This window comes from Petroclostridium xylanilyticum (genome assembly GCF_002252565.1).
GTDB classification, from domain to species: domain Bacteria; phylum Bacillota; class Clostridia; order SK-Y3; family SK-Y3; genus Petroclostridium; species Petroclostridium xylanilyticum.
Genome location: NZ_NPML01000029.1, coordinates 115,597 through 133,358 on the forward strand (window position 1 = coordinate 115,597; position 17,762 = coordinate 133,358).

The window sequence follows — 17,762 nt, forward strand, 5'->3', positions numbered from 1 at the left end:
TTGAAAAATGGGAGTGGTGTGATATAATAAGCAGAGTACTAAACTAGTTTGGTATTTAGAACTTAATTACAAGGAAGTACTAGGATTATCCTGCGCTTTGGGGTGTAATAAGTTAAATTTAAAAAAAACCAATAAAATCAAAGGTTAGAGGTTAAAAGTATACTAATACTTTTGACACTAACTAAAATATGACGGGGGGAAATGCCATTGGCTTATTAGTATGACGTTATTACGATTTAAAAAAGTAAATTTAGGGAGAACTACTACAGCAAGTAGGCAATGGTGCTAGTATAAAAAATAACTGATGAAAGGATGATACAATTTATGAAATTTAGTTTTAAAATAATAAAATTTTTATCACTGGCTACAATGTCTTTTATATTTCTAAATTCAGTTGCTTTTGCTAGTGTAAATATTGATAAAAAGGATAAAGATGATAAAGATGATAAAGATGATATTAGAAAAGCTGCCTCAATCATTGAAAAAGCAAAAAAAGGTGATAAAAAGTCAATTGAAATTATCAAGAATCTTGAAATTTTTGATAAAAATAAAGTGGAAGAAAAAATTACATCAAATAATCTAGAGCTTTCAAGTAAAAATCCTGTAGTTGTAATTAAATTTGGTGATGGTAGCGAAATAGAGTATAAATATGAATCAATTATTTCTCTGAATGATGAAAAATCTGTAGCAATAACGACAAACAGTTCAAGACGTACTGAAAGTGTTTCTAAAACATATAGATATCTTGGAGTAACAGTGGCGAAGTTATATTGTTATGCAGACGTTACTTATGTGAGTAGATATAAAGTACATATTAATTCTTGCTGGCATGACGCATGGTCTACTGGTAGTTTATCAGCCCTCGGATCATCCATTATTGAAAATGATGCAGCTGCTGCAAAATGTGAAGTACATGGGCAGTATGCATTAGTTGGCGGAATTGCATGGTCTGAATGGATGAGTATTAGAATGAATATTGATTCTGCTGGCGTAGTAACTTATCGGTAATCTTAATACTATGTTTGATATGTTTGATACTAGTAGAACCGTTGCGCAGATAATTTCAGCGGCATGTTTTATAGCATTAGTAGTATTCGTAGTGTGGATATTAGATGGATTAAAAAACAAAAGGTAGGATATTTAAAATATTCTACCTTTTATAGTTAAAAAATAATTCAACTTTTATATCCTTCCTCATATATATACTATAGAAGAATAGAAAAGATCGGAATTTATGAGGAGGGATTTTTTTGATCAAAAACTCGAATTACAATAGATTATTTATTATGATGCGGGAAGAGGATAAAGGATTTGGAAAGTCTGGAAAACCGACAGGATATTTAAAGCTGGAGATAAAAGATAACAAAGGTAAGGCTCTGGTACATGTTCAGAATATTGGACTAATCGAAGAAAGCAAAGTCTTAAAAGCTTATTTGCTTTCCAGTTTGCAGCCGAAAGCAGAACCTTTATATTTGGGAACTATAGAACTTAAAGGCGGCAATGGAGATCTTACTCATGAATTCAGTAAGAATGACTTGCAAAAGATAGGGGTGGATCCGGCGCAACTTGATACGGTTGTGGTTATCTGTAAGGATACTATAATGGAAAATGGATTGCAAACCTTCCCACTGGCAGGATTCAAAACCCAGAGTTGGAACTGGAAAGGCCTATTTATGAAACAGCCTGGACAACAGGATGAAGAAATGCATGAGAAGGGTGAGGCAGCGGATGAACCTCCTTTACAGAAAGAAGAACGAAAGAAGTTTCCTATAGGATTTGTATGGAACACTGGACAAGACTCAGATTTAGATTCAGATCAGGATACACGTGTGGATACAGATAAAGATAAAGACGCAGCTGTAGTGGAAGGCATAGGTCTAGATTCGCATCGGGAAGCTGGTAACGATTTAGGACAAAATAATCCAGCGGAAACATCTGTGGATGAGGTACAGTCAAAGAATGAAGATATGAAGCTAGAGACGGGTAATTCTGAAATTGATACGGAGCATGCAGACAATAGCCAGAAAGATGCCGGATGGGAGGCTGAACAGCAATATATAGAAAAAACTCTCCAGGCTTTCAACGAAAATTACAATGTTTGCAATCAAGAAAATAGGGTGGATAATGCAGCTCATAGGGAACTCAGCGGTATCATCAAGCAGCTATCCAGATATATGAAGCAGGAAGAGCCTTTTGCAAATGGAGATATGGGGTATAGATGGTGGATATTAAACGATTGTTCTTTTATTCTCAATAATATTTATTCAAATTATAATACAGCTTTTTTCCTTTACAATCCCTATGTAATGAATACAGTTCACAGATATGGTCACTATCTTTTCGGCGTAAAGGAAGATAAGGAGCGTTGTGTACAGTACATTTCTTATGCTATACCTTCAAGATACGGTGTTGAACCCCATCCCTTACTTTATGCACAAGCTTATGCCTACTGGATTCCTAAAAAAGGGGAAAAATCTGCTATAGGGGCACAGGGATATTGGGTTATAAGTATAGATGTTAAAAGTGGCGAGATAGTATCTGTAAAAGATTAAGATTATGATTGAGATTGAACTTAAGTGATAAGGATTCACTTTAGTATCAGTCTCATTTTTTTTATTGTCCAAGAAGAAAGTATATAAAAAATATCTTTTATATTAAGACAAAATAAAATAATATGCGTATAATTAATTAACATGTAAGTTGTACAAAGGTTTTTTAAAAGTTAGAGGTGGGAAATGATGAAGGGGACATATCAAATTTTTGACTACTTTAAGAAAGCTTTTCATATCAATAGACATAATAAAGATCTCTATAAGCCGCAGATTATACTTATCATTATAAAATTATTAATGATTATCGGTATAGGCGTAGAATTATTTATATGGCTTGGTAGAGATGATTTCTATAGGTTAATAAGAGGAGATATCAAACTTACACGAATATTTCCGGTTGTATTTTCTGTTGGAGCGGGACTTATTGCTGTAATTGCAATATATATTATTCTTTCACATATTGTTGAAGCAGGCCTATATAACATGTACAAACAATGTGTAACGGTTGGCAGTAGTGTGCAAGAGGATTTTTGGGAAGGCGTGAGAAAATACTTTTTTAACTTCCTGTTTGGTGACCTTTTAATATTCGCTGCCTGGATTGTATTTTTACCTTTTTACTTTATTGCAGGAATGCTTACATTAACCGTAGGGTTTGCAGTAATACCCATAATAATAAATATATTTCTCACCATGTGGAAAGTTTCTCTGGTAATGAATGATTCGACACTATTTACTGCCATCGGTGATAGCTTTAAATTTGCAAAAAAGCATTTTTTCCCGCTTACAGTCCTACAGTTGATTCACTGGTCCTTTATAAAAGCGGGTGGAGGCTTTGGAGGGAATATAGGCAATACGTCCCGTTGGACACAACGTGCCGATAAAATTTCACCCCCTTTTGGACCAGATAATGTCCCACCATCCTTTGATTCTGGTTTTATTCCTAATCAGCAGGAAGTTCTGGAGAATGTCATAAAAGTTGTTAGAATCGTTATAGCGGTTCTTACTCCTGTTATTGCTGTTGCTGCTGCGATAGGCGCTTTAATCAAGATGATTTTTGAAATATTTTTCTCGCTGGTTATTTTTATAGCATATAATGATGGGTTTAATCAATTGCAGCAGTTGGCAGAAGGGGAGGTGCTTCCATAATGTGGTTTGATGAAATAATGGATGATTGTAAAAAAGGATTGGAAATTGCAAGTAAAAATAAAGGTGTATTTATACCCATACTTGTTAATGCCGGAATTAATATATTATTCTTTATATGTTTGTTTGTTATAACAGTAATTTTTTTCATAAGACATGGCAGAGATTTAGAAAATGTGTTCAATAATACAAATAATTTTCTGGTAATTATATTGCCTATTATTATAGGCGGGATAGCGATATATCTATTTTTTACAATAGTAGGTGTGATGATAGAGGTAGGTAGTGTTAACCTCTATAAGATTGCAGCAGAAGGAATTAAACCAAGGGCATCATATTTTTTTAACGGAATTAAAAGGTACTTCTTTAGGGTTTTTGTTGGTACACTGCTTTTTCATATAATTCTTTTTGTTTTATCAATTCCTATACTGGTGCTGCTCATATTATATACCTTTACTGTAGGGATTCTCACAGCCGGATGGGGGTTGATTTTTATCGGGGTCCTGGCTGGAGTATACTTTAATGCATGGACCATCGCAGTAGTGGTGGATGATATGGGACCACTGGAAGCAATAGGAACCAGCGTGAAATTAGGAAAAAAGTATTTTTGGGGACTATTCGTTCTTACCCTTGCGGCGTTAATGATCAGTCAGTATCTCGTAGCTGCATTCGGTCCTTTGGTGTCTATGATCGGAGGATGGTTTATCAGCGGAGTAATATTGGCATATTTTAAGCTGGTAACTTTACTGGTGTATAAGCGTAAGAGACACGAAGTGAGAATATAAAAGAATATAAAAAACGTGCATTTAATTTAGTTGATGAATATTATGGAAAGAACGTTGCGAAAAGGCTTAGAGCCTGTTAATAATATTCTTCAACTAAAAAATATACGCCCTTCCCATATAAAAATATTGCATTTATAAAGGAAAAGTCATATAATATAATTGTTAATTGTTTGTCAATTTCATACTATCCTGACGGGTTAGAATATTCTGTCCCGGAGGGAGTTTTGCCGTTATAACCTGACGTATGGGAATAAGTCTTATTCGGAGGGGAAGGAGGTAATATTGTATTAGGGATATTATGCGCTCTTTCTGCGTCGTCAGGGGGAGCGCTTTGTTTTTAATCGAGAATGCAGAATGGAGAATTACAGACTGGCAATGAAAGGAGATAATTATGGAACTTATTAATGAAGGTAAAATCAGTAAATTATTATCTGAAAATAGTGTCACAAGTAAAGAAGAAATAAGCGAGTTGATTTTAAAAGCAAGAGAATGTAAGGGGCTTACTTTAGAGGAAACAGCGAAGCTGCTGAATATAGAAGAAGACAGTTTACTCGAAGACTTGTTTAAGGCTGCAAAATATGTGAAGGAAAAAATATATGGAAAGAGAATCGTATTGTTTGCACCTCTATATACAAGTAATGAATGTAACAATAACTGCTTATACTGCGGCTTTAGAGCTGCAAATAAAGAACTTCACAGAAAAACGCTTACAGTTGATGAAATTGTCAATGAAGCTAAAGAGATTGAAAAACAAGGCCATAAGAGAATATTGATGGTGTGTGGAGAAGATAAAAATAAAACACATATCGACCATATTACCGACGCATTGGCAGCCATTTATGCAAGTTGTGATATAAGGAGAATCAATGTAAATGCCGCCCCCATGACGGTAGAAGAATTCGGAAAACTCAAAAAAGCCGGAATAGGCACCTATCAGCTTTTCCAGGAAACCTATCACCGGGATACCTATAAGAAAATGCATCCTGCAGGGAAAAAAGCTGATTATGAATGGCGGTTGACTGCAATGGAGAGAGCGCTGGAAGCAGGTATCGATGATTTGGGAATTGGAGCCTTGTTAGGTTTATATGATTATAAATTTGAAGTACTGGCAATGCTCGAACATTCTGATTATTTATTAAATAAATATGGTGTCGGTCCTCACACAATATCTGTACCCCGCTTACGTCCTGCGCTTGGTTCAGTTTTAAAAGAAGCTCCTTATCCGATGAATGATAGGGATTTTAAAAAGCTGGTGGCCGTATTAAGACTAGCGGTGCCTTATACAGGAATTATCCTATCCACTCGTGAAAGTGCTGCATTAAGGGATGAATTACTCAGTCTTGGGGTATCTCAGATAAGTGCCGGATCGAAAACCAGTCCCGGAGGATATGGGCATGAAGAAGAAAAGTCCGATCAGTTCTATACTACTGACCACAGGTCACTTAATCAGATGGTGAAGGCCATTTGCAGTTCCGGATATATTCCCAGCTTCTGTACAGCTTGTTATAGAAGGTGCCGTACCGGAGAACATTTTATGGAATTAGCAAGAGAAGGAGAAATACATACCTTCTGCCAGCCTAATGCTGTTTTAACATTCAAAGAAAATTTAATCGACTATGGGACACCGGAAGATAGAGCAATAGGAGAGGAGATTATCCAAAAGGCATTGGAAGAGATTGAGGATGTAGAACTGAAACAGGCTACCGTTGAAAAGCTCAAATTAATTGAAGAGGGACAGAGGGATTTGTATTTTTGAATTCTGCATTTGATTGGTGGAGGGAGAGAATGGATTACAGGATAGAACATGATTTGCTTGGAGAGAAACAAGTACCGGCTGATGCCTATTACGGTATACACAGCCTGCGTGCCTTTGAAAATTTTTACTTAACCGGAAGGGGTATTCATAAGGAATTAATTAAAGCTCTGGCAGTTGTAAAAAAAGCAGCGGCAATGGCTAATATAGAGACGGGGCAGTTGGATAAGCATATCGGGAAAGCTATTGTCCATGCCTGTGAGGAGATCATGGAAGGACAATTACATGATCAATTTGTAGTAGATGCACTACAAGGTGGAGCCGGAACATCTGCAAATATGAATGCAAATGAGGTTATTGCCAACCGTGCTATTGAGTTATTAGGTGGTCAAAAAGGAGATTACTCCATGGTGCATCCCTTAAATCATGTGAATATGAGCCAGTCTACCAATGATGTATTTCCGACAGCTGTACGCATAGCTGCGCTTAAATTACTTAAACCGGTAAGTGAGAAGTTTGCCGAGCTTCAAACTGCCCTGCAGAGAAAAGAAGAAGAATTTTCCGGCATCATTAAAATGGGACGTACAGAGCTGCAGGATGCCCTGCCGGTCATGATGGGGCAGGAGTTCGGTGCATATGCCCAGGCCATTTCGAGGGACCGCTGGCGAATATATAAAGCAGAAGAGCGCCTCCGGCAGGTCAATATGGGTGGAACGGCCGTGGGTACAGGGCTTAATGCAGAAAAGCGATATATATATCTGGTGATCGAAAAACTGGTGGATGTAACAGGTTTAGGATTGGCCCGTGCAGAATATATGATGGACCCTACGCAGAATAACGATGTATTTGTAGAAGTATCCGGTATGCTAAAAGCAGCAGCAGTGAATCTGGCTAAAATAGCCAATGATTTACGTCTCCTTTCTTCAGGACCTACTGCCGGTTTTGGAGAGATCAGACTGCCGGAAATGCAGGCAGGGTCAAGCATCATGCCGGGCAAAGTCAATCCGGTAATCCCTGAAGCAGTGCGGCAAGCAGCCTACCAGGTAATGGTAAATGACCATGCTATAGCCATGGGAGCTCAGGGGGGAGAATTAGAACTTAATGCCATGCTTCCATTTATAGCAGATAATCTTTTTGAATCTCTGGATTTGCTTTACAGAGGGGCTGCAATTTTTATTGAAAGATGTATCAATGGAATAACCGTAAACAAAGAACGATGTAAACAAATGGTAGAAGAAAGTTTCGTATATGCAACTGCTTTAAGTCCTCATATCGGTTATGATAAGGCTACTGCCGTTGCACAGCAGGCACGCAGTGAGGGAAAGACGGTACGGCAGGTAGCGTTAGAAACAGGACTTTTCACAGAGAGCGATTTAGACAGGATACTAGATCCGTATCAGCTTACCAAACCAGGAATTCCTGGACGACGTTAAATTAAAGCTTTTAAATGTCTTGTTAGGAGGGCAATAATCATGAGCAATATGAATACAACCCCGACATCATCCCGGCTGCATATAGCCATATTTGGCCGGCGCAATGCGGGGAAATCAAGTCTTATCAATGCGCTGACCAATCAACCTATTGCTTTGGTTTCAGATGTGCCGGGGACTACCACTGACCCCGTATCCAAGGCGATGGAGCTTCTGCCTTTAGGTCCGGTAGTTATTATAGATACTGCAGGAATTGATGATGAAGGCACTCTGGGTAAGATGCGGGTGGAAAAAACTTATGAGGTGCTCAATCGTACCGAACTGGCAGTGTTAGTTATCGATGGACAGACAGGTGTTACCGATTTTGAGCTGGATATTATGCAGCGTATCAGGGAAAAGAATATAGCAGTAATAGGTGTGATCAATAAGAGTGATATATATGAAGTTACAGGGGTACAGCAGCAGGAATGGGAGAAAAAGCTGAATTTAAATCTAATAAAAGTTTCTGCCAGGACGGGTAACGGTATTGAGGCATTAAAAAAAGCAATTATACAGGCTGCTCCCTCTGACGAGCGGGAAATGTCACTGCTGAGCGGATTAATCAACCCGGGTGACTTTGTGGTGATGGTGGTACCCATCGATAAGGCAGCACCTAAAGGAAGATTGATATTGCCCCAACAGCAGGTCATCCGGGAGACTCTTGAACATGATGCCATAGCCATCGTTACCAAGGAGTATGAACTGAGGGAAACCCTTGAATACCTGGGTAAAAAGCCAGCGATAGTAATTACCGACTCCCAGGCATTCCTTAAAGTTGCAGCTGATACGCCCCGGGATATACCTCTGACTTCTTTTTCAATATTAATGGCACGTCACAAGGGCGATTTGATTGAACTGACCAAGGGGGCTAAAGCTATACAATCGTTATCTCCAGGTGATAAAGTGCTTATTGCAGAAGCATGTACCCATCACCGCCAATCCGACGATATCGGTACTGTAAAAATTCCCAGGTGGCTGCGGCAGATGATAGGAGGGGAACTGCAATTTGAATGGTTTAGCGGGACGGGATTTCCTAACAATCTTCAGGACTTTAAACTCATTGTGCACTGTGGTGCATGTATGATTAACCGCAGGGAGATGATGCACCGTCTGGCACTGGCAAAGGAGCAGAATATACCTATTGTAAATTATGGAGTACTGATTGCCTGCGTTCACGGAATATTACCTAGAGCACTGGAACCTTTTCCGGCTGCCAGAATGATATTGGAAGACTGAATTATTTTTAAAAGAGTGATTTAAAATATAAAAGATATGGGCAAAATATAATTAAGGAAAACATAAAAAGGATGAGTTTATTAAAATGCTGCGTATTAGTAAACATCAACTGTTTTGTCTGATTATGCTTTTTGAAATAGGGAGTACCACTCTGTTTGCACTGGGAATAGACGCAAAGCAGGACGCTTGGATTGCTATTTTAGTGGCCATGCTTATTGGGTTTGTATTGTTATGGCTCTATACCGGGTTGCAAAAATATTTTCCAGAGAAAAATTTTGCCCAAATTATTATTGCTTTACTTGGAAAAGTTATAGGTATGCCCCTTGTTTTTTTTTATGGACTATATTTTATTTATATATCCACCCGGAATTTTCGTGATTTTGGTGAACTACTTGTCAGCACGTTCCTTGTGGAAACGCCGCAAATATTTATACTCATCATTTTTATGCTGGTTGTACTATACATTCTTTTTCTAGGTTTGGAAACCATGGGACGTACAAGTGAAATTATGCTGCCTACTATTTTGTTTTTTATTATAGGTACATACATAATGATTTATTTCTCTCTCTATAACTTTTATTTGTTCTTTTTGTATTTTCTCAAACATTTCGACCTTTGAAACATCTGTCTTGTCTTGCTGTTCAGCTATATTTCCTTCCTCTTTTACCTCGATGGCAAAAGAAATTTTCCCATTATCATCAATTGTGGGCTTTATTTTGCTGTTTGCCCTTTTTATCTCAATAGCAATCAATTTATCTTTTTCAGTAAGAGCAGGGACATTAATAATCCCACTCTTAACCTTTCCGGTTACCCAGTTAAGGCCTCTTGTTTCGGTATCATCGAGGTATCCCACCAGTTTATCTTTTTTGAATACAGCTGTACCTGAAAGTCTAACCCCTTTAGTGGCATTACCCTTTTTTTCTTCTGCTGGAAGATTGGTTTGTTCTACAATTTCCATTACCCCGGTGATAGGATTGATACCGCTGCCCGATACTTTTTTCAAAAATTCCAATAAATTAACAGCAGTTACCTCAGAATTTGTTATTCTTCTCTTAATGATATTGTCCAGGTAAGTTGCCTGTACATTTTCTATGCCGTGTTTTACACCCAAAATTTGTTTTGCAGTTGTATTTTTTGCCACCATCACCCAAACCAGGCGCCGCATTTCCTGAGACCTTTCAAAAAAATCGAGAAACGGGTCAAGTCCGCTTTTGGCAAGCTGTTCATCAATAACAAGTACTTTATTATGGGCATAGTAGCCTCTTCTATCAAACTGTTTTGTAATATTTCTAATTGCTTCAAATACCGTATCACCTTTGGCTGTAACAAGTTCAATGGGAGGCTCTTCACTTCCGCCTTGCTTTTTTAATGCTCCCGGTCTTACTACCTGGGCAGTTATAGAAATCTTTCCTGTATTGTTATCCTTATCCAAACCGGTTGCAAGCACCAGCCCAAGCTCATTTAGCTCTTTCCTGTCCCAACAACCTGTTAGAAACAGGATACAAAATATAAAGGTAAGAAGTTTTATTTTCAATTATCTTCACCTTCCTTTTAATGCTGTATTGGTCCGGAGTGTTTCGGTAAATCCCTCACGGGACCCCCGGACAACTGCTTCGGTATCCGGTTCATCGATATTTCTTTCGGCCCAGCCCCTCATGCCTATTACAAACACGGTATCATAGCCGTCTATAAATAAAGCAACCCCTCCGGCTAAAATTTCAATTAAAACTTCATCAAAGGATTTTACTTCTCTCACTTCAATCGCGCTCAATAAATTATCCTTTAGTATGGTCTGAATATCCTGAGACAATGATTTTTCATCATAATCTGTAATATAGATATCAACCATTAAAGTTCTTATAATATGCTGATTAACTTTATCTTTATCAATCAGTCCATCTATACAACATATAAATGCTTTTATTTGCTTTTTGGTGCCAATTTTAAATTCCCTAAAAACAACATCATTACTTCTTCCCAGGACACTTCTCAGATTTGTTAAATTGTTTTCTATTTTTTTATGGATAATATATTGCTCTCCAAAATACCTTTCTTTTCTGTTTGCAGATTTTTGTTCTGCTTGCAGGTGATTCAAGTATTTTATGCGTTTTATTATTTTCTTAAACATAAATTTTCACCTTTTGACTTTTGTTTTGGTTATAGTATTAGTATTTTGGGAGCTTTTTATGATTTTTATTTTGCAGCACAAATTTCATACTATACGGTTATTCTCATCTACAAAGACCACTTTAGGTACATGGTTGGCCGCTTCTTTTTCATCCATCCACCCATAGGCGATAATGATCACCACATCGCCTGGTTGTACCAGGCGGGCAGCAGCTCCATTCAGGCAGATAATGCCGCTATCCCGTTCTCCGGGAATCACGTAGGTTTCAAACCTTGCCCCGTTGTTATTATTTACCACCTGAACCTTTTGATTGGGGAAAATTCCTGCAGCTTCCAACAGTACGGGGTCAATGGTGATACTGCCCACATAATTGAGATTGGCGTCGGTAACGGTAGCACGGTGAATTTTTCCAGTCATCATTTCAACAAACATTTTCATACCTCCACAATAATATTATCGATTAATCGGGTGGATCCAAATTTGACAGCTAGTGCAATTAAAACTCTATTTGTAATGTGATGGATATCTTTTAATGTTTGGGCATCTACAATGGAAACATAATCAATTTTGGCCAATGGTTTTTGAGTAATCTTATCTACTATGGCAGCCTTTATCTTAAAAGCATCTCTTTCGCCTTGGATGATAAGTTTTTTTGCCAAGGCCAGAGATTCGGAAAGGACCACAGCCTGCTCTCGTTCTTGGGGATTGAGATAGACATTTCGCGAGCTCATGGCCAATCCGTCTTTTTCTCTCACAATGGGGCATACCATAATTTCTACATCCATATCCAAATCTTTGGTCATTTGTTGAATTACAATTGCTTGCTGTGCATCCTTTTGACCAAAATAAGCCCTGTCAGGACGTACAATACTAAATAATTTAGTAACTATGGTGGTAACTCCACGAAAATGGCCGGGCCTTGAAGCACCACAGAGGGTATTGGTTATTTCTTGTACCTCCACATAAGTTTTATATCCTTGGGGGTACATCTCGGCAACATCGGGTGTGAATATTACATTAGCTCCGGCTTGCTGTGCAAGATTAACATCTCTTTGCAAGTCTCTGGGATACCGTTCAAAATCCTCAGCAGGACCAAACTGAGTAGGATTTACAAATATACTAACTATAGCCATATCATTTTCGTTTGCAGCTCTTCGAATCAAGGACAGATGGCCCTCATGAAGATATCCCATTGTGGGGACAAAACCGATGATTTTTCCATTTTTCTGCTCCTTTCTTAAATAGTTTTTTATTTCAGCAATATGGTTAAATATCTGCATTAATTTCCGCCTCCATATAATTTTTCTACAATTTCAGCATCCATATGAAAACTTTGGTTTTCACCGGGGAAAAATCCCTGTTTTACTTCCTGTATATATTGAGATACTGCTTTTTCCATCGTTATTCCTATTTCAGCATACCGCTTGACAAAACTGGGACTTTTCCCTTGATAGATACCCAGCAGGTCATGAGTGACCAGAATCTGTCCGTCACAGCCTTTTCCGGCCCCAATACCGATGGTGGGAATGGAAAGTTGAGAGGAAATAAGGTCGGCCAGCTCTGCCGGGATACATTCCAGCACCAGTGCAAACACACCGGCATCTTCCAGGGCTTTAGCGTCCTGAATAAGCTTTTGGGCCTGTTCAACCGTTTTACCCTGGATAAAATAGCCTCCTATGTTATGAATAGACTGTGGGGTTAATCCAAGGTGACCCATGACCGGAATCCCTGCTTTGATAATGGCTCTGATATCATCTAAAATTTCCTGTCCTCCTTCCAGCTTTACTGCCTGGGCACGTCCTTCCTGGATAATACGTCCTGCATTGCGGACACTTTGCTCTATTCCCATATGATAGGATAAAAAGGGCATATCTCCTACCACCAGAGCTCTTTCTACGCCACGGCTTACTGCTTTAATATGATGGACCATATCCTCCATGGTTACCCGGGTGGTATCCTCATAACCTAATACTACCATACCTAAGGAATCTCCAACCAGAATCCCGTCTACCCCGCTGGCGTCCAGGATTTTTCCAGTAGGATAGTCATAAGCTGTCAACATGGATATCTTTTGTTTATCCTGCTTCATCTTTCTAAATGCTGCTGTAGTGACTCTTTTATGCATATAAAATACCTCCAAAAACAAAAATACCTTCCGGACATAAGTCAAGAAGGCATAATTATAGTATTCGCTATAGATTTCATGCATCGTCCGCACATTCTTGATTCTGTCCCTGTCCCCATGGGCTCAAAGCAGAAAATTATTCACATGAAAATATAATACAAGTATGGCTCTTTCGATACCATCTTATGTATTTAAAATATCATAAAAGCAATGATATTGCAATTTTTAGCATAAAAATGCAGAGATTTAGCTTCACTTGACGTTTGTAAGCATAAAAATTATAATTGATATCAATTATTATACTGGTCAAAATATCTATACAATGATATATTGGAGGAGATGACATCCATATGAGTGAGGTTTATATAGAAGAGATTCATACATCTTTATCTGCCTTTGACATCTATAAGCTGTTTTCCAATAAAGAGTATAGCTTTTTTCTGGATAGCGGTATGGACCCTAATAGATTGGGGCGATACTCCTTTATCGGTGCAAACCCATTTTTACGTATAGAAGCCAAAAACAGCAGCATTACTGTATGGGAAGAAAATACCCGAGAAATTTATACAGGAAATCCTTTTTTAAAGCTCAAAGAATTGCTTGGCAGATATCATATAGAAAACAACACAGAGTTGCCTTTTGTGGGAGGGGCTGTAGGTTTTCTGGCCTATGACTTATGCCATCATATAGAAAAACTGCCACGGACTGCGGTGGATGACCTTCAGCTGCCGGATATGATTTTAGGCTTTTATGATGGTATTGTAGTCATTGATCATCTAAAGAATAAAATCTATGCCGTTTCTGCAGGGTTACCCCAACAGGACAGGAATATGGCTTGGCAGAGAGTGAAGGATATAAGACGGCGCATAGAACAAGGTACAATAATAAACATTGAACATTTAGACCAAAGCTATACCCAAAACCATGTGGAATTGGTTTCCAACTTTACAAAAGAGGATTACTGCAAAGCCATAGAGCGTGCCCGTGAATATATACGCTGCGGCGATATTTTTCAAGTGAATATGACCCAGCGTTTTACTACATATATCAATAGGCATCCGCTTAATATCTATAGTTATCTCAGAACTATCAATCCTGCCCCTTTTGCAGCATATATGGATTACGGCGATATGAAAATAGTGAGCAGTTCTCCCGAACGTTTTATTCAAAAGAGAGGAAACATGTTGGAAACACGGCCTATAAAGGGGACTATTTCAAGAAGTAAGAATGAAAAAGAGGATATTTTGAATAAAGAAATATTACAAAACAGTATAAAAGACAGGGCGGAGAATGTAATGATAGTAGATTTAATGCGTAATGATATTGGACGGGTATGCAGTTTTGGCAGTGTGCAGGTGCCCGAATTATTTTGTGTGGAAACATATGCTACTGTACACCATTTAGTATCTACAGTAAAAGGCCGGTTGAATCCGGAATATGATGCGGTAGACTGTATTGCAGCTGCTTTTCCGGGAGGATCAATTACGGGGGCGCCTAAGATACGTGCCATGGAAATTATTGATGAACTGGAACCAACATGCAGGCATATATATACCGGTTGTATAGGATACATAGGTTTTAATGGGGATATGGATTTAAATATTGTCATCCGTACTATGCTGGTAAAAGGCAATCGTGCGTATTATCAGGTGGGGGGAGGAATTGTATGGGATTCGGTTCCTGAAAAGGAATACCAAGAAACGCTGGATAAAGGATTAGCCTTAAGACGGGCTCTTTTGGAAAGGTAGGATATTTAGATGTCAGAGAATAATTATATTAACGGTGACCAATATCTATCAAAAAAAAATCTTGTATATGTAAACAAGAAGATTATATCGCTTGAGCAGGCCGGAATACCGGCAGCCGACCAAGGACTGTTGTTTGGATGGGGATTATTTGAAACCCTTCGCATCTATAACGGGATGGCCCATATGCTGGATGAGCACATTACACGTATGATATTTTCGGCTAAAACTTTAAATATATCAATGCCTATGAATAAAGAAGAGATTGTCGGGCAGGTTGGTCAGTTTATAAAAGCAGCAGAAATAGAAAATAGTGTGTTAAGGATAACGCTTACCAAGGGGGTGAATAATATTTCCAATATTATTTTTACGCATCGTCCCATAGTGTATACTGCCCAAGATTATAAAAGAGGTTTTACGGCAAAAATTGCATCCATAAGGCGTAATGCCACATCACCATTGGTTTTTATGAAAACGCTGAACTATATGGATAATATGCTGGCTAAACAGGAGGCCAATCTTTCGGGATTTGATGAAGCGTTGCTGTTAAATACCCAAGGCAAGCTGTGTGAAGGCAGCATGAGTAATATATTTTTTGTAAAAAATGGCCGAATCCATACTCCCGCTGTAAAATGCGGTCTTTTACCGGGTATCATCAGGCAGTTGGTTATAGAAAAAATTGCTCCCTTTATGAACATGGAAGTACTGCAGGATGAATACGGTGAGATGCAGCTTTTTGAAGCTGACGAGGCATTTATTACCAATTCTGTGATGCAGATTATGCCGCTGGTAGCGGTAAATGGTGTAAATATAGGAAACGGTATGCCGGGATCGGTAACGTTAGCGGTGATGCGTGCCTATGACGATTATGTAGAAATGGGATTTTTGTTCAACTAAAAAATATACACCCTATTATTACCTTATGTTTTTAAAAATGAATGGGATATAGTATAATTAAATATACAATAAAAAATCATAAGATAATTTGTGGAGGGAAGATGGTATAGAATGGATACTAGAGTAAAGAACAATATAGAAATAAAACAATTATATAGTTCACAGTTAACAGTTTTCAGTTCACAGTAGTAAACGATTTAATAGCTTTTACCGTGAACCGTAAACCGTGAACCGTAAACCGTGAACCGTGAACTGTGAACCGTGAACTATATAGAAAAGAAATTGTTGAAAAAAATTTCGATATTGACGAATTGAATGCAGCGAAGGAGAGTTTTTATTACAGGCATATTAGTTTTGATGAAATAGAGAAATAAAAAAGCATTGTAGAAAACAATATAGAGGTGTGAATTATGAGGGTAACCATAAATGATATTGCAAAAGCAGCAAATGTTTCTCCATCTACAGTCTCAAGAGCAATTGCAAACAATCCCAGAATTAGTAAAAAAACCCGTCAAAAAATATTTCAAATCATGAAAGAAATGAACTATCATCCTAATTTGATAGCCCGTTCGCTAGTAAACAGGTCAACAAGGATAATTGGTCTAGTGGTCCCGGGTAATACCGAAAAGGCATTTCAGCATCCTTTTTTTCCTGAAATACTGAGGGGGATTGCTTCAGTTGCACATAAATATAAATATAATATTCTTATTTCAAGTGTAACGAATGTAAGAGATGAAAAACAGATGATTAATGAACTTGTAAAAGGTGGTGTGGTTGAGGGAGTTGTTTTAATGACTTCCAAGGTTAAGGACCCGTCCATTGCCGAACTTGTCAAAACGGAATTCCCTTTTGTTGTAGTGGGAAGGCCGGTAAATGATGATGGGATAAACTGGGTTGACAATAATAATTTTGCAATCGGGTATGAGTTAACACAGCATTTTATAAAGCAAGGGCATAAAAAGATAGCTTTTATTGGTGTATCACAAGATCTGGTTGCCACACTTGACCGCCTTGAGGGATATAAGAAAGCATTACAGGATAGTAATCTGCCTGTTGATAATAGTTTGATAATAGAAAGCAATTATTTGGATGACAATGGATATGATCTGGTACAAAAAATTGATTTTTCTCAAAAAAAACCTACTGGTATAATAGCATGTGACGATTTTCTTGCATTTGGAATTATTAAATTTTTAAATGAACATGGGTTTAAGGTACCCGAAGACGTAGCTGTAGCAGGTATCAACAATGTGGCGCTGTCAGAACATTCTGTTCCGCCATTAACTTCTGTGGAAATCAATGCTTTTCAACTGGGTGTGAAAGCGTTTGAATTATTATTTGAAAGTATAAAAAGTGATTTTAAGAGCATTAATAGGGCAATAATACCCGCAAAATTAATAATACGGGAGTCTACATCCGTCCATATATAATTATATTCAAAGGATTTTTATATAGATAGTTTTTAGACAAAAATAACAAAAAATCGGTACTTGACAAATCACAAAATTGTGGTATATAATAAATTAAGAGCAAGCGATTGCGCAGTTTTCCTAAATAAAATGTTTTATTTTTTGCATATTTGAGCAAGCGATTGCGCAATCCCTATTTGATGTTTTTCGACAAATCAAGGCAATTTCACATAGATTTATTGTAATTTAATTTATGAATGAATTATTTCTATAATATATATAAAACCCTAAATATATCGTATACATGATACTATATATTTACTGATAATGATTTTACATGGCAGATAAAGTAAATAAGTTCACGGTTCACAGTAAAAGCTATTAAATTGTTTGCTACTATGAACCGTGAACCGTGAACTGTGAACTGTGAACTATATAATTATCCAAATACAAAGATTAAATGGACTTTATATAGACTCTTAGTATTGCTAATTATCGTATGAAGAGATTATTTGATTTT

The 17,762-nt window shown here is 37.7% G+C and carries 15 protein-coding genes and 1 pseudogene; 11 read left to right on the forward strand and 5 right to left on the reverse strand.

Annotated elements, in window-relative coordinates:
• The first annotated feature begins 324 nt into the window (after positions 1-324).
• From CIB29_RS17105 to CIB29_RS19705, 8 genes are all read left to right on the forward strand, one after another.
• The gene (locus CIB29_RS17105; RefSeq protein ID WP_094551747.1) at positions 325-1,008 is read left to right on the forward strand and encodes a hypothetical protein; all 684 of its coding nucleotides are present in this window, start codon (positions 325-327) and stop codon (positions 1,006-1,008) included.
• 242 nt (positions 1,009-1,250) lie between these two features.
• A complete protein-coding gene (locus CIB29_RS17110; protein ID WP_094551749.1) occupies positions 1,251-2,552 on the forward strand; it encodes a hypothetical protein in 1,302 nt (433 codons plus the stop codon).
• Positions 2,553-2,735: 183 nt separating this feature from the next.
• Positions 2,736-3,698 carry a hypothetical protein gene (locus CIB29_RS17115; protein ID WP_198543963.1) on the forward strand — a complete coding sequence of 321 codons (963 nt, stop codon included), beginning with the start codon at positions 2,736-2,738 and terminating at the stop codon, positions 3,696-3,698.
• Positions 3,698-4,480: a hypothetical protein gene (locus CIB29_RS17120; RefSeq protein WP_094551753.1), complete on the forward strand. Its 783-nt coding sequence runs from the start codon at positions 3,698-3,700 to the stop codon at positions 4,478-4,480. The genes CIB29_RS17115 and CIB29_RS17120 overlap by 1 nt, the downstream gene beginning before the upstream one ends.
• Before the next feature lie 391 nt (positions 4,481-4,871).
• A complete protein-coding gene (gene hydG, locus CIB29_RS17125) occupies positions 4,872-6,236 on the forward strand; it encodes a [FeFe] hydrogenase H-cluster radical SAM maturase HydG (protein ID WP_094551755.1) in 1,365 nt (454 codons plus the stop codon).
• A gap of 29 nt (positions 6,237-6,265) precedes the next feature.
• Positions 6,266-7,666 (forward strand): aspartate ammonia-lyase, encoded by a 1,401-nt coding sequence (locus tag CIB29_RS17130; protein WP_094551757.1) that lies wholly within the window; start codon positions 6,266-6,268, stop codon positions 7,664-7,666.
• Between the two features lie 39 nt (positions 7,667-7,705).
• Positions 7,706-8,938, forward strand: a complete 1,233-nt coding sequence (gene hydF / locus CIB29_RS17135; protein WP_198543964.1) for a [FeFe] hydrogenase H-cluster maturation GTPase HydF — start codon at positions 7,706-7,708, stop codon at positions 8,936-8,938.
• A gap of 124 nt (positions 8,939-9,062) precedes the next feature.
• Positions 9,063-9,557 carry a GerAB/ArcD/ProY family transporter gene (locus CIB29_RS19705; protein WP_423241316.1) on the forward strand — a complete coding sequence of 165 codons (495 nt, stop codon included), beginning with the start codon at positions 9,063-9,065 and terminating at the stop codon, positions 9,555-9,557.
• Here CIB29_RS19705 and CIB29_RS17145 read toward each other — a convergent pair.
• The 5 genes and pseudogenes from CIB29_RS17145 to panB all read right to left on the reverse strand — a co-directional run.
• Positions 9,480-10,472, reverse strand: a pseudogene (locus CIB29_RS17145) (Ger(x)C family spore germination protein); the annotation flags it as partial. The gene CIB29_RS19705 and the pseudogene CIB29_RS17145 sit on opposite strands and share 78 nt — an antisense overlap.
• Positions 10,473-10,478: 6 nt before the next feature.
• Entirely contained in the window at positions 10,479-11,066 is a 588-nt protein-coding gene (locus CIB29_RS17150) for a spore germination protein (RefSeq protein ID WP_094551763.1), read from the reverse strand.
• 84 nt (positions 11,067-11,150) lie between these two features.
• Positions 11,151-11,498: an aspartate 1-decarboxylase gene (gene panD / locus CIB29_RS17155; protein WP_094551765.1), complete on the reverse strand. Its 348-nt coding sequence runs from the start codon at positions 11,496-11,498 to the stop codon at positions 11,151-11,153.
• 2 nt (positions 11,499-11,500) lie between these two features.
• Complete coding sequence (panC, locus tag CIB29_RS17160) at positions 11,501-12,346, reverse strand: pantoate--beta-alanine ligase (RefSeq protein WP_094551767.1); 846 nt, start codon at positions 12,344-12,346, stop codon at positions 11,501-11,503.
• A complete protein-coding gene (panB, locus tag CIB29_RS17165; RefSeq protein ID WP_094551769.1) occupies positions 12,346-13,191 on the reverse strand; it encodes a 3-methyl-2-oxobutanoate hydroxymethyltransferase in 846 nt (281 codons plus the stop codon). The genes panC and panB overlap by 1 nt, the downstream gene beginning before the upstream one ends.
• A 350-nt stretch (positions 13,192-13,541) precedes the next feature.
• Here panB and pabB point away from each other — a divergent pair, with 350 nt between their 5' ends.
• The 3 genes from pabB (at position 13,542) to CIB29_RS17180 (ending at position 17,263) form a co-directional block, all read left to right on the forward strand.
• A complete protein-coding gene (pabB, locus tag CIB29_RS17170) occupies positions 13,542-14,939 on the forward strand; it encodes an aminodeoxychorismate synthase component I (protein ID WP_094551771.1) in 1,398 nt (465 codons plus the stop codon).
• 9 nt (positions 14,940-14,948) lie between these two features.
• Positions 14,949-15,833 (forward strand): aminotransferase class IV, encoded by an 885-nt coding sequence (locus tag CIB29_RS17175; protein ID WP_094551773.1) that lies wholly within the window; start codon positions 14,949-14,951, stop codon positions 15,831-15,833.
• Between the two features lie 410 nt (positions 15,834-16,243).
• A complete protein-coding gene (locus CIB29_RS17180; protein ID WP_094551775.1) occupies positions 16,244-17,263 on the forward strand; it encodes a LacI family DNA-binding transcriptional regulator in 1,020 nt (339 codons plus the stop codon).
• Positions 17,264-17,762 lie beyond the last annotated feature (499 nt).